We start from the raw sequence: 23107 nt of genomic DNA on the forward strand, positions 1-23107 counted from the left end.
TCATTACCTTCCATATTCGGGGCCGTCGCGGTGTTTGGGACGCTTTATGCTTCGCTCCAATGCAGGCACAGATGGCTCCAGCTGCGGACCGCTCATTTCCAGCTCCAGCCATTGCCTGTGCGGCATACTCAAATCACAGACGTCTCGCAGCTGAACAAAATGCATTGCTCCACCTGCGCCCATGACCAGAAGCACACCACCTGCGCCCACCGGGTCGTCAGCTTGAATATTGCGTAAAAATCGCAGGTATATCTGTGAACGCTCACGCAACAACGGGTCCAGGCCGCGAACAGCTTCGCGCGCGGTTTGCTCCACGAGTCGTTCAAGGCTTCCCGCGGACAACGCCAAGTGTTCTTCGTCGAAGGCGTCCAGATAAGGCACGGCTCGCGAAACCAAAGGCGTGTCGGTGTCATTGGCGCCCACCTCCACATACCAGTGCAGGCTTCTGGACGTTTCGACCAATACCTGATTCTCACCTGTCAGGGCGGCCATGAGTAAACGATGTCGTAGTCGTTCTTTTTTCAGGCTGGCGCCCTTCATCTTGAATTCGATCAAGCGCACGACACCTGGAAAACTCAGCAGGACATCAGCCAGCTCTTTGTCTGCAGGCGTCTGCTGTAGCAGGTTCACCACGCTTGGGATCGAGGTGTTTGCGTCTAGACATGACCGCACGGCGAATCCGAGACCGTACAGGAAGTTTCCTATCACGACGTTTTCATAGAGTTTCTTCGTTCGGTGACGTTTGTTCTGATGACCAACATCATCCTGATCTTGCTGGTTCAACGGCACTCCGTTACTCCTGATGCTTGGGATGAAGGACTTTATATATCTGCGAAACCACCCGCCTCATCGCCTCCTCAATCGTCCCTTCATTGCGACACATCACCCACCCCTGCCCCACAGCCGCTCGCTCAAACGCCTCGGTACACGCAACTTGCTCCTCCAGCTTAGACATCACCGTACTGCTCAGCCCGCGCCGTCGTGCTACCGCCCGCGCCCAGGATATTTGCGCCGCGGTGACAACCCCCACGTGCAGGTCCGGCACTTGCACCTGCCGATGAATGTTCAACTCAAGAATGTCTGCAAAGGGTATCAACCGACGAAACGCGGCATCAGACGGGTACCAGCGATCCATCAGGATGATGCTGTCAGGTGGCTGCGCGGCCAGTACATGCCGGGTAATCCAGCTGCGGCTGTCGGCAAAGCGCTCACACACCTCAAGTTCCAGATCCCGGCTGGGATCTCGGGCGAACGTGTTAACCAGAGCCATCGTTTGCGCTCGACAGGGATCGCTCTTGCGCTCGCACAGTCGCACGACCTTTTTGTTGTCGGCCCTCAATGCTGCCGTAACGGCCTCCAACAGCGTGGTTTTGCCGGTGCCCTTGGGCCCATCCAACGAAATAAACAGCGCACGAGTCATACGGGCGCTGCATCATCGTTCAGGTTGTGCAGTTCCATGGAGCCTCGGGGTCTGTGCGGTTGGGCGAGTTGGCCTCCATTATGGGCAACCCTATTGCCCAATGCGAGGCTGGACTGGCCGACGCGCCCTCCCCGCGTCGACGGTCAGTCATTCAGCATCCGGCTTTCCGGCACACCAGCCTCGTACCTCAACGCCCATGGCGCAATCAACCGCTGCGGGGTCTGGCAGGCTTTGCGTTTAAACACGAAGTTGCGGCATTTCTCGGCAAACTGCTGGCGGTTTTCCACCATGTCGAGTCGCATCTGTGCCAGCTCCTGCTCGCGACAGCGTTCAACTTGCTGAGTATCCAGCATGGCTTTTCGCGTGCGTGCGTGAAGGTACTTATCATCGGTCAACGCACGGTCAGCCTCTTGCAAAAGCCACAGGCCGAATGCCTGCAGACAGCGGGGCCCGATGCCCTGGACCATGCCGTACTGCTGGGCCTGGATGGCGCTGATGGGCAGGCATTCTTCGGTGAGCTTATGCGCGATTTCGCTGCCCACCGCCCGTGGCAGGCTGTAGGTCCAGTATTCGGAGCCGTAGAGCCCCATGGTCTTGTAGTGCGGGTTGAGCACCACACCTTCGCGAGCCAATACAATGTCGGCGGCCAGCGCCAGCATCACGCCGCCTGCACCTGCACTGCCGGTCAGGCCGCTGATCACCAGTTGCCTGGCGGTGAGCAGCTCCAGGCACACATCGTCGATGGCTTGAATGTTGGCCCAGGCTTCCAGCCCCGGCACGTCGGCGGCCTGGATGACGTTAAGGTGCACCCCATTGGAAAAGCTGCCGCGCCCGCCCTTGATCAGCAACACTTGGGTATCTCGCGCCTTGGCCCAGCGCAACGCTGCGACCAGCCGCTGGCATTGTTCGGTGCTCATAGCGCCGTTGTAGAACTCGAACGTCAGTTCGCCGATGTGGCCGAACTCTTGGTAGCGAATGGGTTGATAGACCCGCTCGTTGAACGCCTGGCGGGCGATTGAGCTGTCCAGCACCGGAACGCCGGCCAGCCTTTGCGCCAGTACGTGCCGTGCCGGCAGCTTGAAGGTCTCCGGGCCTTTGGGTTTGAGCGAGCCGATCCACAGGCTGCGATCTCCGGCCGCCACCAGCACAGCGTCGTCCTGTACCGCGAGGATTTCTCCGGGAGCGCCCTGGCGAGCGTCCAAGTGCGCGTCGTAGAGGTAATATTGCCCGCCCAAAAGGCTTGCCAACACGCCGGGCTGGCCATCGGCAGCGTCGATGCTGCGCTTGATAAAGCCTGCGCAATCGAACCAACTGAAGGTGCGGTCGGCCTGGGTCATGTTCGGCTGCAAGCGCCCGATGACGCTGGGTTGGGTGTAATCGAGCGGTGTCGGGACGAAGCCCTTGACGAATTTCGCCACGACGTCACGAATGCAAACCATCGCGGCGTCGCTCACCAGGCCGTTGTACAGCTCGGATTTGCGCACCTGGTCGGGCATGTCGAACTCACAGGTGGACCATATCGGTCCCGCATCCATTTCCTCCACCGCTTGCAAGGCGGTGACGCCCCAACGACGGGCCTGCAGGGTGATGGCCCAATCCAGCGCACTGGCGCCGCGGTCGCCGATGATGCCCGGATGGATGATCACCACCGGGCGCTGCGGATGGCTCCATAGTTGGTGCGGCACACGGTCCTTCAGAAACGGGCAGATCACCAGGTCGGCGCCTGACGCCTCGACCTGCTGGCACACCGTGGCTTGATCGGTGAACACCACAACGCTGGGGTCGTGACCCGCTTGGCGCAGATCCAGCCAGGCCCGTTGGGTTAAACCGTTGAATGCCGATGATAACAACAGGATCTTCAGTGATCGCATGGCTGACTCTTCCTTGAGAATGTGCGACCAGAGCAGCCCGTTGAGCCGTCCCTGGCCATCGATAAGCGCCCAAGGTTATAGAGCGAGCCAGCCTCCCCACCTGATCGAGATCAATAGATGAAAGCGGCTTATTTTTTCTGAATCACCGCGCAACCTACTCATCAAATGAACATGCCCTGCTCGGGTACGCCTTGTTAACCGTAACGGAGCCACATTCATGTTCGAGAAACCGCATTACCTCATCAGTTTCATCCTCGACAACCAGCCACAAAGCCGCACGCTTGAGCACGATGCCGACACGCTGGACCCTCAATGGGCCGAGTCCCTGCTCAGGCAGCGCTTTGCAGAGCTCAAGGACGCGAAATTGAGCGACGTCCAGGTGCAAAAGCGCAACAAGCCCGCCGATGAAGGCCATGACATCCCAGGGCATTACCAGCAGCCCTGATTTACGTATCAGAAAACCGCTGCCCGTTTATCAATCACTGAATATTCGGAGGACCTATGAACCCGACAACTCAAGGTTTGCCCTGCGCCTGCCCAGGTTGCACCTGCCAGGTGACCCATGACACGCGTCACCAGCGCAACGGCAAAGCCTACTGCAGCCAGGCATGCGCCGACTTGCACCCACAGGGTCAAGCGTGCCCCAGTGCCGATTGCCATTGCGAGTCGAATGTGAAGGTGCGAGACCGCTCCGTCAGCGATAGCCAGCTCGACGAGGCGATCGAAGAAACCTTTCCTGCAAGCGATCCCATATCGCCTTGATCATTCAGACCCATTAGGAAAACGGGGGCTGCATCGTGGCTCTAGGGTCTAGCAGTTGACAGCCCCCGGCAAAACTCAACAACCTGCACGTCTCACCGCCCTGCCCTGAGGCTGCCCTTGGACTATTTCACCGCGCTCACCGCCTTCATCGAAGCCGCCGAAGGCAACAACTTCTCGCGTGCCGCCGAGCGTTTGGGGATCAAGGCCTCAACGGTTTCACGCTATGTGAAGGACCTTGAGCAGGACCTGGGCATCGCGCTGTTCAACCGCTCCACACGCACGCTGCATCTGACCGAAGGCGGCCAGACCTTCCTGATACATGCACGCAGGGTGCTGGACGAGCTGGAACACGCCAAGGCCGCCACGTCTGCGCTGAACCAGCATCCCCGGGGCGTGTTGAAACTCAACCTGCCGCCGGCGTTTGCTCGGCATCACATCCTGCCGGCGTTGAATGACTTTCTGGTGCGCTACCCGCAGATCAGTGTGGAGCTGGTGCTGGATAACACCCAAGTCAATTTGATTCATGCCGGCGTCGACTTGGCCATACGCATTGGCGAGCTGGCCGATTCGACGCTCAAGGCACGCAAGCTCAGCGACGGCCACTACCGCTTGGTGGTCAGCCCGGCGTTTGGCACGCAGCACCCTCCTCCGTCCACGCCCACGGACTTGGCCGGTGTGCCTGCGGTGCTGGGCACGGCTACCGCCGGCGATATCAGTTTTGTATCCGCCGGCCGCGCGCTCCCGTTGCAGCATGACGGCGTGATTCGAATCAATGACCTGGACGCGCAACTCATCGCCGTGCGCCAGGGCCTGGGCTTTGCGCTGTTGCCGGACTGGCTGGTGGCGCAAAGTATCGAGGCCGGCGACTTGGCAGAGTGGCTGCCCGAATGGCATATCCAGGGCGTGGAGCGGGCGTTTGCGGTGTGGTTTGTGTACCCGCCCAAGCGCATCGTATCGTCCAAGGTCCGGTGTTTTATCGACTTTATCGTTGAACGACTGGGCGAAACACCGGACTGGAAGTGACTCAACTGAAGCGGATATCCAGCGCACGCAAGTAGGTTTGCAGCCCCGCATCCTGAATCGGGATCAGGAACGCCTCGCTATCCGATTCATTAAAATGCGCATGCCAGTAACCCGGTGGCGTGACAAACGCCAGGCCGGGCGACCAGTCGACCCGTTGCGGGTTACGGATTTGCCCATCCGCATCCAGCTCGGTGCCCACCAGGGAATAACAGCCCTTGGGGCAATCAATAATGAAGTCCAGTGCAATCGACTGATGTCGATGGGGTTTCTGCACCGATCCTGCCGGCAGAATCCCGTACATGGCCCACAGCACGTGGGTCACCGTGCGTGTCTGCGGGAAATGGCGGTTGCCCAGCAGAATACTGATGCGGCTGCGGTCCTGCGCCCTGGGATCATCGGCCGCTTCACGCAACTTCGCGTTGGCCAGTGCTGCTGGGTACAGGGTCGGCGCAAAGCGATCGGCGCTGGGTGTCACCCCCAGGTAACGCAGCAACGGCTCATCGTGCACATAGTAAAGGCGCGCATCCTCGCGGGCACTGAAGTGCGCCTGCTGTAATCCCGGCAGGGCGATAAAACAGCCCTTGGACCATTGAATCTCATACTCCCCCTGAACCATGCTGCCCTCCCCGGCAATCACGTAGAACACCTGGGAAGTGGCGTTGGGTTGCAGGGTCAGCGTGTCGCCACGGTTAATGCGCATGAAGTTCGCACATAACCCGGGGCCTGTCGCAGGGCCTTCGCAGCCCAAGGCGTCGCTGAGGTCCAGCGGTACCACGCGGGAGGGGCCACTGTCATACAGCGAGGCCGGAAAGCTGTGGTAGGGAATACGGGAAATCAGGTTGGCACTGATGGGATTCGCCGCCTTGCTGTACTCGAAGTACTCGGCGTCCACTTGGTTGATATCCGTCAGTGCGGGGTCGAATTCACGGTTCATCAGGCTCACCTCAGTCTTGGGCTGGATCGCGCAGCGCGGTTGAAGCGCTGCACGGGGTGAGTGGACTATAGGCATTGCGCCCTGACGAATGAATGCCTGTGACGGCACAGCACTTATGCGAAACGGGGCAGTTAACGCAACTGGAACCAGGTGGTTTTCAGTTGCGTGTACTTATCAAACGAATGCAGCGACAAATCGCGCCCGAACCCCGACTGTTTGCCGCCGCCAAACGGCACAGTTACATCCAGGGCGTCAATGGTGTTGACCGACACGGTACCGGCATTCAGGGCACGCGCCACGCGATGCGCACGGTTCAGGTCATCACTCCACACCGATGCCGCCAGGCCGTAGAGGCTGTCGTTGGCTTGCTGTACGGCCTGTTCTTCGGTATCGAAGGCACTCACCGCCAGCACGGGGCCAAACACCTCCTCACGGGAAAGGCGCATGTCAGCGGTGACGTTGGCGAATATCGTCGGCTGGATGAAGTTTGAACAACCCTCGATGTTCAACTGTTGGCCACCGGTCAACAGCGTGGCACCGTCTGCGTGCGCCTGCCCGATGGCTTGCATGATGCGTGCGGTTTGCCCGCTGTCGACAATTGCACCGGCGGCGCTGGCAGGGTTCAGTGGGTTGCCGGGCATCCAGGCGTGGGATTTATCGATCAGGCGCTCGATGAACTCGTCGTGGATGCAGCGTTGCACATAGAGGCGCGAATTGGCCGAACATACCTCGCCCTGGTTGAAGAAAATCCCGAAGGCCGCCTTCTCCGCCGCCAGGTCCAGGTCCTGACAGTCTGCAAACACCAGGTTCGGGCTCTTGCCACCACACTCCAGCCACACCTGTTTGAGGTTGGACTGCGCGGAGTACTGCATGAAGTACTTGCCCACTTGGGTCGAACCGGTAAACACCAGGCAATCGACGTCCGGGTGCAACCCCAGTGCCTTGCCGGCGCCCTCGCCCATGCCTGGCACCACGTTCAGCACGCCCTCGGGCATACCCGCCTCCAATGCCAGTTGGGCCAGGCGCAGGGCGGAAAACGGCGATTGCTCAGCGGGCTTGAGCACCACGCTGTTGCCTGCCGCCAAGGCGGGTGCCAGTTTCCAGGCGGCCATGTCCAGCGGAAAATTCCACGGCACCACCGCTGCAATCACGCCCAATGCTTCGCGGGTAATGGTCGCCAACGCGTTGTGGGCCGTCGGCGCGACCTGATCGTAGAGCTTGTCCAGGGCTTCACCGTACCAGGCGAACACATGGGCCGCGCCGGGCACGTCGACGTTATAGGCATCCATTACCGGCTTGCCCATGTTCAGGGAGTCCAGCAATGCGAGTTCTTCGCGGTGGGTCATCAACAGGTCGGCGAGTTTGATCAGGACTTTTTTGCGTTCGCCTGGAGGCATGCGCCGCCACGGGCCGTCGTTAAAGGCACGGCGCGCAGAGCGTACTGCCAGGTCGACCTCCACTGCACCGCAGGCGGCGACCTGCGCAAGCAAGCGGTTGGTCGCCGGGTTGATGGTGTCGAAGGTCGCCCCGGAGAGTGCACCTACGGGCTGGCCGTCGATCAGGGCGGTGCTGATGAAGGTTTGACGGGCAGCGCGTTGCTGCCAATAGTCGAGGTTGAACATGCTGTACTCCTGAATTGGGCCGTAAGGCTTTTGTAGGAGCGAGCTTGCTCGCGAAAAACTCACAGGCGCCGCGTTCATCCAGGAAGAACGCGTTATCGTTGACGTTTTTCGCGAGCAAGCTCGCTCCTACGGATGAACCGAGGTGGGGCCTGTTCATTCGGCCATTTGCAGCTCCGGCATGCGTACCCGGAACCCACGCGTGACGCAGAACAAACACACCAGCCCCAGGCCCATCCAGCCCAGGCCGATGGTGAACGACATACCCGACAGGCTCGTCCACAACCACAGCGTGCTGAGAAACCCCAGGCCCGGCAGGGCGGCGTACAGCAGATAGTTGCGTGTACCGCGCAGCTTCTGGTCGCCCAGGTAATGCTTGATCACGGCCAGGTTCACCGCCGAAAACGCGAACAGCGCGCCAAAGCTGATCATGTTGGCCACGGTGTCCAGGCTGATAAACAGCGCAATCAGCGAAAACAGGCTGACCAGCATGATCGCGTTGGCCGGCACGCGTTTTTTCGTCACCAGCTTGCCGAATACCCTGGGCAACGCGCCGTCGCGGCCCATTGCGAACAGCACGCGGGACACGCTGGCCTGGGAGACCATCGCGGAGGCGAAACAGCCCGCCACATAGGTGGCGGTAAACGCACTCACCAGTAGCTCGCCGCCGACCCGGCGCATCACATCGACCGAAGCCGAGTCGGGATCGGCAAAACTATTCCATTCCGGGAAGACCATCTGGGCGCAATACGACACCACTAGAAACAGCAACCCACCGATCAGCGACACCGCCATGATCGCCTGCGGAATGGTACGACGCGGGTCAGGTGTCTCCTCAGCCATGGTCGACACCGCATCAAACCCCAGGAACGACAAGCACAGCACCGCCGCGCCGGTCATGATCAGCGGCACGCTGAAGCCTTCATGGTGAAACGGCTTGAGCAGCGACACCGGCTCGGCTTGCCCGCTGAGGTTGTGGATCGACAACCCCACGAACACCACGATGAACACCAGTTGGGCCACGATCAGCACCCAATTGACCCGGGTAATCGACTCGATACCCACCAGATTCAGCGCCGTCACCAGGGCAATGGAGCCCAGTACCCATACGGCGGTGGGCACGGTAGGAAAGTATTCGGACAAGTAGATGCCGATCAGCAAATAGCTGAGCAGCGGCAGGAAGATGTAGTCCAGCAGCAAGGTCCAGCCGGCGATAAAGCCGAAGGAGGCGCCAAACGCCTTGCGTGTGTAGGTGTAGACCGAGCCCGAATACGGGTGCGCCTTGACCATGCACCCATAGCTGTAGGCCGTCAGCAGCATGGCAGCCAGGGTCAACAGATAGGCAGTGGGCAGGTGCCCCTTGGTCATCTGGGTCACCAGACCGTAGGTGGTGAACACCGCCAGCGGCACCATATACGCCAGGCCGAACAGTACAAGCCCGACAAGGCCCAGGGGTTGTCGAAAGCGGCGCGATGAGGTTGGTTGGGTTGGGGTCTGATGGGCGGGAGTATCGGCTACGTTTGTTATTGTATTCATTGCTGACTCCTGGAAAGTGGAATGCAGGGCGCCGCGGCGTTCGATCAAATCGACACCTTTGATGAATCATCCATTGGGAGCGGTGGGCAGGCCGCTATGGGGCGCCCACCCTGGTCAACCGAAGCGGCATGCAGGGGCTCAGCCCTTCACAGTTTTCCCGCGATCCGTGCGGTGCGGTCCACCGCAATGCGGGTCTTGTCGACCAGCTCATCGAGCTCCGCGCGGCTGGCCACCAAGGCCGGCGCCATGATCATGCGGCCCAGGGTCGAGCGAATGATCACGCCTTCTTCAAAGCCAAAAGTGCGGCATTGCCAGGCCAGGTCGTTTTCGTTGGCAAAGCGTTTGCGCGTGTCCTTCTCCTCGGCAAACTGCAAGGCTGCCAGCAGGCCGGTGCCCTGGATCTCGCCGATCAGCGGGTGGTTGCCAAAGACTTCGTGCAGGAGCTTGTGCAAATACGGCCCGGTGTCGTCCTTCACCTGGCGCACGATCCCTTCGTCACGCAAGGCCTTGAGGTTGGCCAGGGCCACCGCCGCCGCAACCGGGTGCCCGGAATACGTCAGTCCATGGGCAAACACCCCGCCCCGCTCCACTAGGGCTTCGGCCATGCGCTTGCTCAATACCAAACCACCCATGGGCAGGTAACCTGAGGTCAGGCCCTTGGCGATCGACAACGTGTCGGGTTCGAAGCCGAAATACTGATGGGCAAACCACTCACCTGTACGACCGAAACCGCCAATCACTTCATCAGCGCACAGCAGCACATCGTATTGGCGACAGATACGCTGGATCTCTGGCCAGTAGCTTTCTGGGGGGAAAATCATGCCGCCGGCGCCCTGGAAAGGTTCAGCGATAAAACCGGCGACGTTTTGCGCGCCCAACTCCAGAATCTTTTCTTCCAGTTGCAGGGCGCAGCGCCGCCCGAACTCGGCCGGGTTCAACTCACCGCCCTGGGCGTACCAATAAGGCTCGTCAATGTGCGCGACGTCCGGGATCAAGCCGCCCATTTCATGCATGAATTTCATGCCGCCCAGGGCAGACGCCGCCAGGGTGGAGCCGTGATAGCCGTTCCAGCGACCGATCATGATCTTCTTCTGCGGCTTGCCGAGCACTTGCCAGTAGCGGCGTACGGTGCGGATCAGCACTTCATTGGCTTCGGAACCGGAGTTGGTGTAGATCACATGGCTGTAGTGCCCTGGCAACAGGCTGAACAGCAACTCGGACAGCTCGATCACCGCCGGATGGGTGGTGTGAAAGAACATGTTGTAGTACGCCAACTGATCCATCTGCGCAGCCGCCGCAGCCGTCAGGTCCTTGCGCCCATAACCCAGCTGCGTGCACCACAGGCCCGACATCCCGTCCAGGTAACGCTTACCCTCGCTGTCCCACAGGTACAGGCCCTCACCGCGGACCATTACGCGCGGGCCTTCGGCATTCAGCGCCTTTTGATCCACAAAGGCATGGATATGGTGAGCCGCGTCCGAGGCTTGGTAGTCCTGGGTCTGGCGTTGCGGTTCAAAGGGTAGGTTCATGGCTTTTTCTCTTGTTGTGGGTAGTCATGCGGCCGGTCAACGGCCTTTGCTCATGTAGCGTTCGAGGGGGTCTTTGCTCAGCCCGCCCTGGGCCTCGGCCAACGAGTCGATAAACAGGGAAAACAGTTCCGATTGCGTGCCGATGTCGAGCTTGCTGTAGATGTGCTTGCGGTGGGACTTGATGGTGTCTTCGGTGACCCCGAGGCGCTCGGCCAGCGAACGTGTGGAGTGGCCGCGCAGGATCAACTGGGTGATCCGGCATTCGCGTTCGGTGAGCAGCGAGGAGCCGAAGTTGTTGAGTGCCGAGTGAATACGCTGTTCCAGCAGGCTTTCGAAACGCGCGCCCTGAGCCTCCAGGCCGACGAAGTGCTTGCCCAGCACTGCCAATACCCAAGGTGCTATGCGCTTGAATTGCTCGGTGGTGGCCGCGTCGAGCTTTTGCGTAAAGGCCAGCGACACTGCCAGGCTCAAGCCGTTGCTCGCCTGCAGGATGTAGTTGAGCTCATCCTCCAGGTGCGAATGCCGGTAAAACGACTGGTAGTACTCGCTGTGCTCAAAGTGGTCGGGGGCCACATCGGCAAGGTCGTAGCAGCCGGAAGCGGCGCCCTCCACGCAGGCGCCGTAGAACGGGTCGAGCAAGTAAAAACCGGAGAGGTACTGGCGCACATTGCCCTGGGGCAGCCATGGCCCGTCCAGTTCGAACAATGCGCTGGGCATGCCGTCGTGGGGGTACAGGTACAAGGTCGTGGCTTGAATGGGGTGGATACACCCCAGGGCATCGAACAACGTGGCGGCAAACCCCGCGTGCCCGATGCTCTCGGTCACCCTGGCTATTTGTTCGAACCACTGGGCTGAAGACAGTCGATCATTATCCACTTCGAAGACTCGCCGTCATAACGGTTGGGTGCGACACCAGGTCACTGGCGCCGGGGACTGAAGTGATAGTCCCATACCCGCAAAGCCATCGAAATCACCCGTTAGGGTGAGTGGGTGCGCTGGAACCTCGGAATCGCCAAGCCCAGGCTTTCGCGCAAGGTCGAGCCCTCGTAGGCCGTGCGATAAACACCGCGCTCTTGCAGCAAAGGGATCACCTCCTGAGTAAAGCGATCAAATTGCCCAGGGTGCCCGATGTAGATATTGAACCCGTCCACCGCCCGTGCCTCGAACCAATCCGCCATTTTCTGCGCTACCGTGGCGGCGCTGCCCACGAACGCGCCTGGGCGCAATTGCCGGCCAAACTCGACGGCCTGGCGCAGGCTGAAGCCCTGCTCCCGCGCCTGGTCGGCGATGCGTTTGGCAGCGGTGAAAAAACTGCTGCGCGCGGCCTCCAGGCTTTCTTGCGGGAACGGCGCATCCAGGTCGTACTGGCTGAAATCGTGCCAGCCAAAATTGCGCCCGAACTCCTTGAGTGCCAGCGCAAAACTATGGTCGAGCTGATGGTAGTGCTGCTCGATTTCCCGGGCATGGGCATCGGTGTCGCCCACATAAATTTCCGCACCGGGCATGATCAGTACCTGTTCCGGATCGCGCCCCCGTTGTGCCGCCCTGCCCTTGATATCGCGGTAAAACGCCTGGCCCTGCTCGATACTGGCCGCGTGGGTGAAGATCACATCGGCAGTGGCGGCGCCCAGGTCGCGGCCTTGCTCCGAGTCGCCGGCCTGGAAAATCACCGGCTGGCCTTGGGGCGAGCGCTGGATATTCAGCGGGCCCACCACCGAGAAGTGTTCGCCTTGGTGATTCAGGCTGTGCAGCTTGCTCGGGTCGAGAAACTGCCCAGTGGCACGGTTACGCACAAACGCATTGTCTTCGTAAGAGTTCCACAGCCCCTGTACCACCTGAACGTGTTCGGCGGCACGCCCGTAGCGGGTGGCATAGTCGTAATGTTCGTCGCGGCTGTAATTGCCGGCGGTACCGGCATCGCCACTGGTCACCACGTTCCAGCCGGCGCGGCCTTTGCTGATCAGGTCCAGGGAGGCGAGGCGCCGGGCGACGTTATAGGGCGAGTTATACGAGGTGGTCAGCGTACCGACCAGGCCGATATGCCGCGTGCTCACGGCCAGTGCCGACAGCAAGGTCAGCGGCTCCAGGCGATTGAGGTAATGGGAAGGCGAGCCTTCGGTGATGAACTGGCTGTCGACGATGAACAGCAGGTCGAACAGCGCCGCCTCGGCCTGGCGCGCTATCTCGATGTACCAATCGACGTTGACGCTGGCATCGGCCGGCAACTGCGGATCAAGCCACAGGTTATGGCGGCCCGGTCCACCGCAGCCCATGGTCAGGGCGCCCAGTTTGAGCTGTCTTTTAGTCATTGCGCAGTAGTCCTTCAAGCGGTCAGGGCTGGGTGGTGGCGACGGCGGGCTGCAAGGCGGCTGCAAATGAAGGGTCGAACAACGTGGCGGCCGAGTAAGACTTGACCAGGCCCAGGCCGGCAAAAAAGTCCACGGTCTTTTGCGCCTCGATGGGCGCCTGAGGCGTCAGCGGCTCGACGGTGGTGCGTGCGCGGGCAAACCAGACGCGAGCGATGTCGGCATCAGCGCGGGTGCGCTTGGCCCAGGCATCGGCATACGCGTTGGCGTTGGCCGGGCTTTGGCGGGCCCAGTCGCGGGCTTTTTTCAGGCGCTGGAGGAAGTCACTGATGGGTTCACGCTTGGCCTCGACAGCACTGGCGTTGGCGGCAATGAAACTCTGCGCCGGGATCAAGTCTTCAGCGGTTGCCAGCACCCGCGCACCTTGGCGTTCCTGTTGCGTGACATAGGGTTCCCAGGTGGCGATCACGTCAACGGCGCCGCCTTCCAGCGCGTGGGAGGCATCCAGGGCGCTGAGGTAGCGCCATTGCAGCGAATCCCGCGCAACCCCGGCCTTGTCCAGTGCGGTCAGCAACAGTTGCTGGCTCCAGGAACCTTTCCAGATCGCAGCGCGCTTGCCTGCCAGATCGGCCAGGCTGTGGATCGACGAGTCTTTTTTTACCAGGATGGCTACGCCGTCGAGATTTTGCCGGCTGACGGCGATCACCTTGATCGGTGCGCCCAAGGCGCCCAGAAACAATACCGGGGCATCCCCGAGCAGTCCCAGGTCCAGGCTGCCGACGTTGAGCGCTTCGGCCACCGGCGACCCGGCCGTGAACTGCTTCCAGTCCAGCGTGTAAGGCAGGTCATCCAGCACCCCCGCCGCTTCCATCACGGCCTGGGCGTTGTAGCTCTGGTCGCCGACCACCAGGGTTTGGGCCTGCGCCGTCAGGTACAGCAAAGAGGCGGCCACCCCGGCCGCCAGGGTTTTGAGGTAACGCACGTTCGTCTCCAGATGCCTTGTGGGGCATTCAAATCGATCCGCACGCACGGTCTCGGTTTTAAAAAGCTTTTATCTGTGGCGAGGGAGCTTGCTCCCGCTGGGCTGCGTAGCGGCCCCATGCTCCTGACAAAGAGCAGGGCCGCTTCGCGCCCCAGCGGGAGCAAGCTCCCTCGCCACAGGTTTTTGGGTGTCCGGGCTATTTTCGTGGGGCTGAAGGCGAGATGTAAAATACTAATAACGCATAACCTAATTCATTAATAATGCGCATATCGCATCACGCTAGCGCGGCAATTCAACCCGAGCCGCCAACCCGGAACCACGTCGATTGCTCAGGCTCAGCTCACCGCCCTGCTCGCGCACAATGGCCCGCGCTGCCGAGAGCCCAAGCCCTACCCCACCGGTATTGCGGTTGCGTGAGGTCTCGAGACGAAAGAACGGGTCGAACACACGCTCCAGGTCCGCCTCGGGAATCCCGGGGCCCTCATCGTTGACTTCGATGCACACCCTCTGGTCGTCAACACTCAGAGCAATGCTGGGGTGCCGGGCGTACTTGGCGGCATTTTCCAGCAGGTTGACCACCACCCGTTTAAGCGCCAATGGCCGGCCGTGATAGACCAAATGGGGCGGCCCCCGGAAGTCGACCGCCAGCTGCTGGTCGCGATAGTCGTCGATGATGGTTTGCAGCAGTTCAGACAGATCGAATGCCGTGCTGTGCTCCAGCACCGTATCGTCGCGGAAAAACGCCAGCGCGGCGTTGATCATCGACTGCATTTCCTCGACATCGCGAATCAGCTTGTGCTGATGGTCCAGATCCTCCATGAACTCACAGCGCAGGCGTATCCGCGTCAAAGGCGCGCGCAAGTCATGGGAAATGGCTGCCAGCATCTGGGTGCGTTCGCCGATGAAGTGCTGGATCTGCGCCTGCATGGTGTTGAAGGCGATAGTGGCCTGGCGTATTTCGTCGGGGCCTTCGATGTCGATCGGCGGTGCGCGCAGATCGCCGCCGAAGCGTCTGGCGGCACTGGCGAAACGCTGCAACGGCTTGGCCAATTGCCGGGTGGCCACCCAGGCGACCAGCAAGGTGGCGATCAACCCCAGGATGATGATCACCGCGATCCGCGTGGGTGCGCTCAGGCCCCAACTGCGTTCGGGTGGGATGAAGGACAACCAGCTGCCATCAAGTAACTGCACCAGCGCGACATAATGCGCGTCGGGGCTGCCACGGGGCCAATCGTCCGGGCTGTACACCTGAATGGTGCGCCCCGTGCCAAACAACGCCTGTATCCCCGGGACTTCGCCCGCCTGTAGCACGTTGCCGCCGCTGGGCAGGCCGAAATCCACGGGGTCGGTATGCCACGTCACCTGCAACCGGGCATCGCTGGCCGCTGCCGCCAGGTGCGAGCGCAACGGCGCAGGCGCGGCCTCGATCACTTTCAACGTCGCGGCCATCTGCTCCAGCAACCCCGTGCGGTCGATGGGCGGACGCGCCCACACCCCGGCCACCTGCACGAACAAGGCATTGAGGGCCAGTGAGGCGAGCATCGCGGCGAGAATGGTGAGGGCGATCCGCCGGTTCAGGGTGTCGCGGCGCAGCAGGCGGCGAATCATGCGCGGGTCACCGGGGCGGTGAACAGATAGCCGCCATTGCGCACGGTGCGGATCAGGTCCGGGCGTTTGCAGTCGGGCTCGATCTTGCGCCGCAGCCGGCTGACCTGCACGTCGATGCTGCGGTCGAAGGCGTCGTGGCCCTGGCCATGGGTCAGGTCGATCAACTGGTCGCGGGTGAGAATGCGCTGGGGGTGTTCGAGAAACACTACCAGCAGGTCGAACTCGCCACCGGACAACGGGATCATGACGCCCTCCGGCGAACGCAGCTCGCGACAGGTGATATCCAGATGCCAACCGGCGAAGGCAATCACCGGGCGTGAGCGCTCGTCGGCCGCGATGACCGGCTGTCCCGCACGCCGTTGCACAGCGCGCAGGCGGGCCAGCAATTCGCGCGGGGCGAAGGGTTTGGTCAGGTAGTCGTCGGCGCCCAGTTCCAGGCCAACAATGCGGTCGCTCAGCTCGCCCATGGCCGTGAGCATGATGATAGGGATGCCGAACTGCGCCCGCACTTTCTGACAGAGGCTGAGGCCGCCTTCGCCGGGCAACATGAGGTCGAGGATGATCGTGTCCGGCCGCTGTTGTGCGATGGCCGCCCACATGGCCTCGCCGTCGGCGGCCACGTCGACTTCATAGGCGTGCTGGACGAAGAATTTCTTCAGCAATGCCAGCACTTCCACGTCGTCATCGACGATCAGCAGTCTGCTCACGTTCACAGATTCCCAGGCCAAAAAAAGAACGACATCTAAAACCATTCCGGCGCCGGGGTCATTTATTTCAATCGAGCAACATTCCTTCGCCACGGACACAACCCGGACATCTTTGGGCAAAACCTGTCGGGCATGCTGCACACCTCCCACTCACGAAAGACGCCTATGAAAGTTTCGAGCAGCAGGTACACCGAGCAAGCAGCAGGCGATGCGCGGCCATTGGTACTGAGCCAGCGCACCTCTTCCCCGGCTCAGGATAGCCCGATGCTGTTCCAGGAATCCTGCCTGGGGCTGAACGCGGACCTGGACCGTATCGTGCTGCGCCGCTACTTCGAACACTACAGCCCCGACGCCGGGCGCTGGGTCGAGTACGCCCACTCCATTCCCATCGCCGAGCTTGTCCACTGGATCATGACCCATGGTCAGTTGCATATCGAATCGTCACACGACACTCCAAACGAACAGGCAACCCATTGATGGCTCGTAAATGCTCACTCCTGCTCCTGATGGCGGCCACCCTGAGCCTGATGGCTTGCAGCAGCAACAAGGTCGAACCCGAGCGATATACCGGCTTTCTTCATGACTACAGCCTGCTTAAAGAACAACAGAGCCCGTCGGGCCAGACCGTACTGAGTTGGATCAGCCCGGCCTTGAAGCGCGGCCGCTACAAGCAGGTCTACCTGGCGCCCAGCCAGTTTTTCCCGGCTGTTGAACCCAGCGCTCAGATCCCCCAAAGCACGCTCTCCCACGTCACCGGCTACTACGACCTGGTACTGCGCTCGGAACTTGGCAAATACGTTTATCTGGCCTCAAAACCTGGCCCTGACACCCTCACAGTACGCCCTGCCATCACCCGCATCGCCACCAGCCCCCAGGGACTGCGGTTTTATGAGTGGCTGCCGATCACCCTGGTCGCAGCGGGCGTGAGCGCCGCCACAGGCATCCGCGATCGAGACAGTGAAATCGCCACGGAGCTGTCATTGGAAGATGGTTCGACCGGCGATGTCGTGGCGGCCATGGTGCGTAAAGGCACCGGCGCACCCCTGGCCAATGACAAGCAAGTCATGACCGCCGACAACGTCAAGGACGTGCTCGACGGCTGGGCTCGCGACCTGGGTACGTCGTACAGTGCAGTCGCTCGATAACCCTCGCCGCGCTCAAACGTCATAATCACAGGGGCATCTGCGTGGTAATCTCCCGGCACCACGAATAGACATTGATCGTCACTTGACGATGACCAAAGCCAGGAAAGACCATGCCCAAGATTTCTCACTCAGCGCTACGCCGTAATTTCCGTGACCTGCTGGCAACGCCCCTGTGCGTTGAAACCGCCTCCGTATTCGACCCCATGTCTGCCCGCATCGCGGCCGACCTGGGGTTTGAAGTGGGAATCCTGGGCGGCTCGGTCGCCTCCCTGCAGGTGCTGGCGGCCCCCGATTTTGCGTTGATTACCCTGAGTGAGTTCGTCGAGCAAGCCACCCGCATCGGCCGTGTGGCCCAGTTGCCCTTCATCGCCGATGCCGACCACGGCTACGGCAACGCCCTGAACGTGATGCGCACCGTCGAAGAACTGGAACGTGCCGGCGTCGCAGCGCTGACCATCGAAGACACCCTCTTGCCCGCGCAATTCGGGCGTAAATCCACGGACCTGATTTCCGTCGAAGAAGGCATCGGCAAGGTCAAGGCCGCGCTGGAGGCGCGTGTCGACCCGGCGCTGTCGATCATTGCGCGCACCAATGCCGGCGTGCTGCCCACCAGCGACGTGATTGCGCGGACCAAGGCCTACGAAAAGGCCGGTGCTGACGGCATCTGCATGGTCGGCGTCAAGGACTTCGACCACCTGGAGCAAATCGCGGAGAACCTCAGCGTTCCGCTGATGCTGGTGACCTACGGCAACCCACAACTGCACGACAGCGAGCGCCTGGCCAGCCTGGGCGTACGCATCGTGGTGGCCGGGCATGGCGCCTACTTCGCCGCGATCAAGGCCACTTACGACAGCCTGCGTGCCCAGCGTCAACTGACCCACAGCACCTCGAACCTCAGTGCGACGGAATTGACCCACACCTACACCTTGCCTGAGAGCTATGTGGCGTGGGCCGAAGAATTCATGGATGTAAAAGAGTAATCAATCACTCACGGCTCAGCCGTTGGCGCATCCCTGCGCTGGCGGCCGGGCCGGGCTGTACCACGCACTGATCCATCGCCACCCACGCCCCTTCCTCCGTCGCCATCATCGGCTGCACCGGTCGGCCCGTCTCACGGTCCACTACCTCGACACTGATGCCCTCCTCGGCGTAATGCCGATTGCCCCACGCCACCAACGCCATTAGAACCATACGAAAGTCTTCGCCTCTGGCCGTCGGCACGTATTCGTAGCGTGGCGGCCGCTCGCTGTAGGCGCGGCGCTCCAGCATCCCCGCGTCTACCAAGCCATTAAGGCGGCGCGTGAGCATGTTGGGCGCGATGCCCAGGCTGCGCGAGAACTCGTCAAAACGGCGCAAGCCGTGCAAGGCGTCGCGCATGATCAGCATGCTCCACCACTCCCCTACCCGTTCAAGGCTACGGGCGATGGGGCATTCGGCACTGATGAGGGATTTGCGCTGCATAAGTATTCCTGTGTGCGAGTACAAACTTGTATGACGCCATGTTACTTTCATGATGATAGTGACGTCCATACGCTGTGTATCCTTCAAGCAACAGGAGTCGATTGAGCATGAGTAAACGTATCGTCGTGACGGGCATGGGCGCGCTGACGCCGCTGGGGTCGAGCGTGGAATCCACTTGGCAGCGCTTGCTGGACGGACAGTCAGGCATCCGCCGCTTGCCGCAAGAGTTGATCGGTGATCTGGCGGTCAGCATCGGCGGCCAGGTGCAGAGTGTGTTGCAAGACCCCGAAGCCGGTTTTGATCCTGATCGACTGTTGGCAGCCAAGGAACAGCGCAAGATGGACCGCTTTATCCTGTTCGCCCTGGCGGCGGCGGATGAAGCCCTGAAGCAGGCCAATTGGGCCCCCAGAACACCCGAGGAGCAGGAACGCACGGCAACCATCATCGCCTCCGGCGTCGGCGGTTTCCCGGCCATTGCCGATGCGGTGCGCACCACCGACAGCAAGGGCCCGCGTCGTTTGTCGCCCTTCACCATTCCATCGTTTCTGAGCAACATGGCCGCCGGGCATGTGTCGATCAACTATGGCTTGAAAGGCCCGCTGGGTGCGCCAGTAACCGCGTGTGCCGCCGGGGTTCAGGCTATCGGCGACGCAGCGCGAATGATTCGCGCCGGGGAAGTCGACGTCGCGGTATGCGGCGGTGCCGAAGCGGCGATTCATCGCGTCAGCCTTGCCGGATTCGCCGCAGCGCGAGCGCTGTCCAGCGATTTCAATGCCACCCCGCAGCTCGCTTCGCGACCCTTCGATCAGGCGCGCGACGGCTTTGTGATGGGCGAAGGCGCCGGTATTCTGGTAATTGAAGAACTCGAACATGCCCTGGCGCGGGGCGCGCAGCCGATTGCCGAACTGGTGGGCTATGGCACCAGTGCAGACGCCTATCACATGACCGCAGGGCCTGAAGACGGTGACGGTGCGCGCCGGGCAATGACTCAAGCGTTGCGCCAGGCAGGCATCGAGGCGTCGCAGGTGCAGTACCTGAATGCCCACGCGACCTCCACACCAGTGGGCGACAAAGGCGAGCTGGCGGCGATCAGGACGCTATTCGGTACTGGCGGCAGCCCGGCCATCAGCTCGACAAAATCCGCCACCGGCCACTTGCTCGGTGCTGCGGGGGGCATCGAAGCCGTCTTCACCGTGCTTGCCCTGCGTGACCAGATCGCGCCAATGACACTCAACCTGGAAAACCCGGACACCCTCGCCGACGGCCTGGACATGGTGCGCGATGAGGCGCGGCCCATGCCGATTGAATATGCGCTGTCCAATGGCTTCGGCTTTGGCGGCGTGAACGCCAGCGTACTGTTCCGACGCTGGATATAAGCCGGGGTTTGCCCCTGGGCTGAATTTCACCGACCATGGCGCCTTTCTGTTCCTGCCAACACGAGGTGCCCATGGCCAACCACGACCTGTCCTATACCCCTGACCCAGACGCCGATTCCATCTCATCCGACGTGATCGGCTTCAACGGCATCCTGGTATCCACCCAGATTCCCACCCATGCCGATGGCAGCCTTGAGCTGGGCGATATCACCCTGCAAAGCGAGTGCACCCTGCAAGCGCTGAAAGTTGCCTTGGAAAAGGCTGGCAGTTCGATGGACCGGGTTATGCACCTGACCATCTACCTCACCGACATGGCCGACCGTGCTGCGTTCAACGAGGTCTACAAGCGCTTTTTCGCCAAGCCCTGGCCAGTACGGGCAGCAGTGGGCGTTGCCGCCTTGGCGGTGGAAGGTATGCGGGTGGAAGTGACGGCGATGGCTGCCAAGGCTTGAATCTGTGACGCCGTTAACGCCGATCTGATCGGAATGTCGAACGCGGTCAAAAAGGTGGGAGCTGGCTTGCCTGCGATAGCGGTGGTGAATGTTCAATCGCCATCGCAGGCAAGCCAGCTCCCACATTGGGGCTTCGTTGCGTTGAGCATTGCGTTCGCTTAACGGGCTTGCATCAGGCCCGACAGCCCTGCGGTAGATGCCGCCCAGGCATTTCACAGCTACAATGCGCGCCTCAACCGTGACAAGCCTGACTAAAAAAACTATGTCCTTGCCCAAGCATCACCTGGAATTGCTCAGCCCTGCCCGCGATGTCGCCATTGCGCGTGAGGCTATCCTGCACGGCGCCGACGCCGTTTATATCGGCGGGCCGAGCTTTGGCGCCCGCCACAATGCGTGTAACGACGTGAGCGATATCGCTCAACTGGTGGAATTCGCCCGCCGTTACCACGCCCGCGTCTTCACCACCATCAACACCATCCTGCATGACAACGAGCTGGAACCTGCGCGCAAGCTGATCCATCAGCTCTACGATGCCGGTGTGGATGCGTTGATCGTGCAAGACCTTGGCGTGATGGAGCTGGATATTCCGCCGATCGAGCTGCACGCCAGCACCCAGACCGACATCCGCACCCTGGGCCGGGCCAGGTTTCTCGACCAGGCCGGTTTCTCGCAGTTGGTACTGGCCCGCGAGTTGAACCTGCAAGAGATCCGCGCCATTGCCGACGAGACCGATGCCGCCATCGAGTTCTTTATCCACGGCGCCCTGTGTGTCGCGTTCTCCGGGCAGTGCAATATCTCCCACGCGCAAAATGGCCGCAGCGCCAACCGTGGCGACTGCTCCCAGGCCTGCCGCCTGCCCTACACCCTGAAAGATGACCAGGGCCGCGTGGTGGCCTTTGAAAAGCACCTGCTGTCGATGAAAGACAACAACCAGAGCGCCAACCTGCGGGCCCTGGTCGAAGCGGGCGTGCGTTCGTTCAAGATCGAAGGCCGCTACAAGGACATGGGTTATGTGAAGAACATCACCGCCTACTACCGCCAGCGCCTCGACGAGATCCTCGAAGACCGCCCGGACCTGGCCCGCGCTTCCAGCGGCCGTACCGCGCACTTCTTCCTGCCCGACCCGGAAAAAACCTTCCACCGTGGCAGCACCGATTACTTTGTCAGCGACCGCAAGATCGACATCGGTGCCTTTGACACCCCGACCTTTACCGGCCTGCCCGTGGGCACCGTGGAAAAAGCCGGCAAGCGCGACTTGCAGGTGGTCACCCATGAGCCACTGTCCAACGGCGACGGCCTCAATGTGCTGATCAAGCGTGAAGTGGTGGGTTTTCGCGCCAACATCGCCGAGCCCAAGGGTGAGTTCGAGGAAGACGGTGAGAAGCGCTACCGCTACCGCGTCGAGCCCAACGAAATGCCGGCTGGCCTGCATCAACTGCGTCCGCATCACCCGCTCAATCGCAACCTGGACCACAACTGGCAACAGGCCCTGCTCAAGACCTCGGCCGAGCGCCGTATCGGTTTGTCATGGGTCGCGCGCCTGCGTGAAGAGCAACTGCAAATCACCGCGACCAGCGAAGAAGGCATCAGCGCCAGTGTCACCCTGCCCGGCCCGTTTGGCGTGGCCAACAAACCGGAGCAGGCGCTGGACACCCTGCGCGACCTGCTCGGCCAGCTCGGTACCACCGAGTATCACGCCACCCGTATCGAACTGGATGCGCCGCAGGCGTTCTTCATCCCCAACTCGCAGCTCAAGGCGTTACGCCGTGAAGTGATCGAAGCACTGACCGCCGCACGCGTCGCCGCACATCCGCGGGGTGGGCGCAAGGCTGAAACGTCGCCGCCGCCGGTGTATCCCGAGGCGCACCTGTCGTTCCTGGCCAACGTCTACAACCAGAAGGCCCGGGACTTCTACCACCGTCACGGCGTGAAGCTGATCGACGCGGCCTTCGAAGCCCACGAAGAAACCGGCGAAGTGCCGGTGATGATCACCAAGCACTGCCTGCGTTTCTCGTTCAACCTGTGCCCTAAACAGGCCAAGGGTGTGACCGGGGTGAAGACCAAGGTCGCGCCGATGCAGTTGATTCATGGCGATGAGGTATTGACCCTCAAATTCGACTGCAAGCCGTGCGAGATGCATGTGGTGGGCAAGATCAAGGGGCATATCCTCGGGCTGCCGCAGCCGGGCAGTGCGGTGGAGCATTTCAACCCGGAAAACCTTATCTACCAGGGCACGCACTAACCGCTTTTGTAATTAGATGGACTCGCCCAAGCCGAGGCGTCTATGCGCCACGGTGGCATTCTTATAGAAGCCAACGACAGCGAGGGCGAGCCCATGAAAAAGCATACGACGATCAATCAGTCTTTGTCAGCCGA

At 61.2% G+C, this 23107-nt stretch carries 22 protein-coding genes; 9 read left to right on the forward strand and 13 right to left on the reverse strand.

Annotated elements, in window-relative coordinates:
- Positions 1 to 3: 3 nt before the first annotated feature.
- The 3 genes from JJD66_RS07135 to JJD66_RS07145 all read right to left on the reverse strand — a co-directional run bounded on the left by JJD66_RS07135 (position 4) and on the right by JJD66_RS07145 (position 3291).
- Entirely contained in the window at positions 4 to 783 is a 780-nt protein-coding gene (locus JJD66_RS07135; protein WP_200647864.1) for a hypothetical protein, read from the reverse strand.
- A 10-nt stretch (positions 784 to 793) separates the two neighbouring features.
- Entirely contained in the window at positions 794 to 1420 is a 627-nt protein-coding gene (locus JJD66_RS07140; RefSeq protein WP_200647865.1) for a dTMP kinase, read from the reverse strand.
- Between the two features lie 143 nt (positions 1421 to 1563).
- Entirely contained in the window at positions 1564 to 3291 is a 1728-nt protein-coding gene (locus tag JJD66_RS07145) for a hydrogenase maturation protein (protein ID WP_200647866.1), read from the reverse strand.
- A 217-nt stretch (positions 3292 to 3508) separates the two neighbouring features.
- On the opposite strand from JJD66_RS07145, the gene JJD66_RS07150 reads away from it, so the two are divergent.
- The 3 genes from JJD66_RS07150 to JJD66_RS07160 all read left to right on the forward strand — a co-directional run bounded on the left by JJD66_RS07150 (position 3509) and on the right by JJD66_RS07160 (position 5076).
- Positions 3509 to 3736 (forward strand): hypothetical protein, encoded by a 228-nt coding sequence (locus tag JJD66_RS07150; protein ID WP_003191203.1) that lies wholly within the window; start codon positions 3509 to 3511, stop codon positions 3734 to 3736.
- Between the two features lie 56 nt (positions 3737 to 3792).
- A complete protein-coding gene (locus JJD66_RS07155) occupies positions 3793 to 4053 on the forward strand; it encodes a metallothionein (RefSeq protein ID WP_014718436.1) in 261 nt (86 codons plus the stop codon).
- Positions 4054 to 4170: 117 nt separating this feature from the next.
- Positions 4171 to 5076 carry a LysR family transcriptional regulator gene (locus JJD66_RS07160; RefSeq protein WP_200647867.1) on the forward strand — a complete coding sequence of 302 codons (906 nt, stop codon included), beginning with the start codon at positions 4171 to 4173 and terminating at the stop codon, positions 5074 to 5076.
- Position 5077: 1 nt separating this feature from the next.
- Here JJD66_RS07160 and JJD66_RS07165 read toward each other — a convergent pair whose 3' ends face one another.
- The 9 genes from JJD66_RS07165 to JJD66_RS07205 all read right to left on the reverse strand — a co-directional run bounded on the left by JJD66_RS07165 (position 5078) and on the right by JJD66_RS07205 (position 16297).
- On the reverse strand, positions 5078 to 6010 hold the full coding sequence (locus tag JJD66_RS07165) for a cupin (protein WP_198715767.1): 933 nt from the start codon (positions 6008 to 6010) through the stop codon (positions 5078 to 5080).
- A gap of 131 nt (positions 6011 to 6141) precedes the next feature.
- The gene (locus tag JJD66_RS07170; protein ID WP_200647868.1) at positions 6142 to 7632 is read right to left on the reverse strand and encodes an aldehyde dehydrogenase; all 1491 of its coding nucleotides are present in this window, start codon (positions 7630 to 7632) and stop codon (positions 6142 to 6144) included.
- A 153-nt stretch (positions 7633 to 7785) separates the two neighbouring features.
- The gene (locus JJD66_RS07175; protein ID WP_200647869.1) at positions 7786 to 9165 is read right to left on the reverse strand and encodes an APC family permease; all 1380 of its coding nucleotides are present in this window, start codon (positions 9163 to 9165) and stop codon (positions 7786 to 7788) included.
- Between the two features lie 146 nt (positions 9166 to 9311).
- A complete protein-coding gene (locus tag JJD66_RS07180) occupies positions 9312 to 10694 on the reverse strand; it encodes an aspartate aminotransferase family protein (RefSeq protein WP_200647870.1) in 1383 nt (460 codons plus the stop codon).
- Between the two features lie 36 nt (positions 10695 to 10730).
- Positions 10731 to 11570, reverse strand: a complete 840-nt coding sequence (locus JJD66_RS07185) for a helix-turn-helix transcriptional regulator (protein ID WP_200647871.1) — start codon at positions 11568 to 11570, stop codon at positions 10731 to 10733.
- Between the two features lie 101 nt (positions 11571 to 11671).
- On the reverse strand, positions 11672 to 13003 hold the full coding sequence (locus JJD66_RS07190; protein ID WP_200647872.1) for an LLM class flavin-dependent oxidoreductase: 1332 nt from the start codon (positions 13001 to 13003) through the stop codon (positions 11672 to 11674).
- A gap of 22 nt (positions 13004 to 13025) precedes the next feature.
- Positions 13026 to 13982, reverse strand: coding sequence for an ABC transporter substrate-binding protein (locus tag JJD66_RS07195; protein WP_200647873.1), 957 nt, complete (start codon positions 13980 to 13982; stop codon positions 13026 to 13028).
- Between the two features lie 279 nt (positions 13983 to 14261).
- Positions 14262 to 15590: an ATP-binding protein gene (locus tag JJD66_RS07200; protein WP_105226813.1), complete on the reverse strand. Its 1329-nt coding sequence runs from the start codon at positions 15588 to 15590 to the stop codon at positions 14262 to 14264.
- A complete protein-coding gene (locus JJD66_RS07205) occupies positions 15587 to 16297 on the reverse strand; it encodes a response regulator (RefSeq protein ID WP_371920461.1) in 711 nt (236 codons plus the stop codon). The genes JJD66_RS07200 and JJD66_RS07205 overlap by 4 nt, the downstream gene beginning before the upstream one ends.
- A gap of 165 nt (positions 16298 to 16462) precedes the next feature.
- On the opposite strand from JJD66_RS07205, the gene JJD66_RS07210 reads away from it, so the two are divergent.
- The 3 genes from JJD66_RS07210 to JJD66_RS07220 all read left to right on the forward strand — a co-directional run bounded on the left by JJD66_RS07210 (position 16463) and on the right by JJD66_RS07220 (position 18422).
- Entirely contained in the window at positions 16463 to 16774 is a 312-nt protein-coding gene (locus JJD66_RS07210; protein ID WP_034127413.1) for a hypothetical protein, read from the forward strand.
- Complete coding sequence (locus tag JJD66_RS07215; protein WP_089041669.1) at positions 16774 to 17442, forward strand: DUF3313 domain-containing protein; 669 nt, start codon at positions 16774 to 16776, stop codon at positions 17440 to 17442. Before JJD66_RS07210 ends, JJD66_RS07215 begins: the two co-directional genes overlap by 1 nt.
- Positions 17443 to 17552: 110 nt before the next feature.
- Positions 17553 to 18422: an isocitrate lyase/PEP mutase family protein gene (locus tag JJD66_RS07220; protein WP_014718426.1), complete on the forward strand. Its 870-nt coding sequence runs from the start codon at positions 17553 to 17555 to the stop codon at positions 18420 to 18422.
- Between the two features lie 4 nt (positions 18423 to 18426).
- Here the strand turns inward: JJD66_RS07220 and JJD66_RS07225 are convergent, their stop codons facing one another.
- Positions 18427 to 18903 carry a winged helix-turn-helix transcriptional regulator gene (locus tag JJD66_RS07225; protein ID WP_105226810.1) on the reverse strand — a complete coding sequence of 159 codons (477 nt, stop codon included), beginning with the start codon at positions 18901 to 18903 and terminating at the stop codon, positions 18427 to 18429.
- 107 nt (positions 18904 to 19010) lie between these two features.
- Here JJD66_RS07225 and fabF point away from each other — a divergent pair, with 107 nt between their 5' ends.
- The 3 genes from fabF to JJD66_RS07240 all read left to right on the forward strand — a co-directional run bounded on the left by fabF (position 19011) and on the right by JJD66_RS07240 (position 22973).
- Entirely contained in the window at positions 19011 to 20279 is a 1269-nt protein-coding gene (gene fabF / locus JJD66_RS07230) for a beta-ketoacyl-ACP synthase II (RefSeq protein ID WP_200647874.1), read from the forward strand.
- Between the two features lie 71 nt (positions 20280 to 20350).
- Complete coding sequence (locus tag JJD66_RS07235) at positions 20351 to 20731, forward strand: RidA family protein (RefSeq protein ID WP_014718423.1); 381 nt, start codon at positions 20351 to 20353, stop codon at positions 20729 to 20731.
- A gap of 262 nt (positions 20732 to 20993) precedes the next feature.
- A complete protein-coding gene (locus JJD66_RS07240) occupies positions 20994 to 22973 on the forward strand; it encodes a peptidase U32 family protein (RefSeq protein WP_096144670.1) in 1980 nt (659 codons plus the stop codon).
- The last annotated feature ends 134 nt before the right edge of the window (positions 22974 to 23107 follow it).

The sequence above is a fragment of the Pseudomonas sp. MF6751 genome, from assembly GCF_016613265.1.
In the GTDB taxonomy this organism is placed as follows: Bacteria; Pseudomonadota; Gammaproteobacteria; order Pseudomonadales; family Pseudomonadaceae; genus Aquipseudomonas; species Aquipseudomonas fluorescens_BV.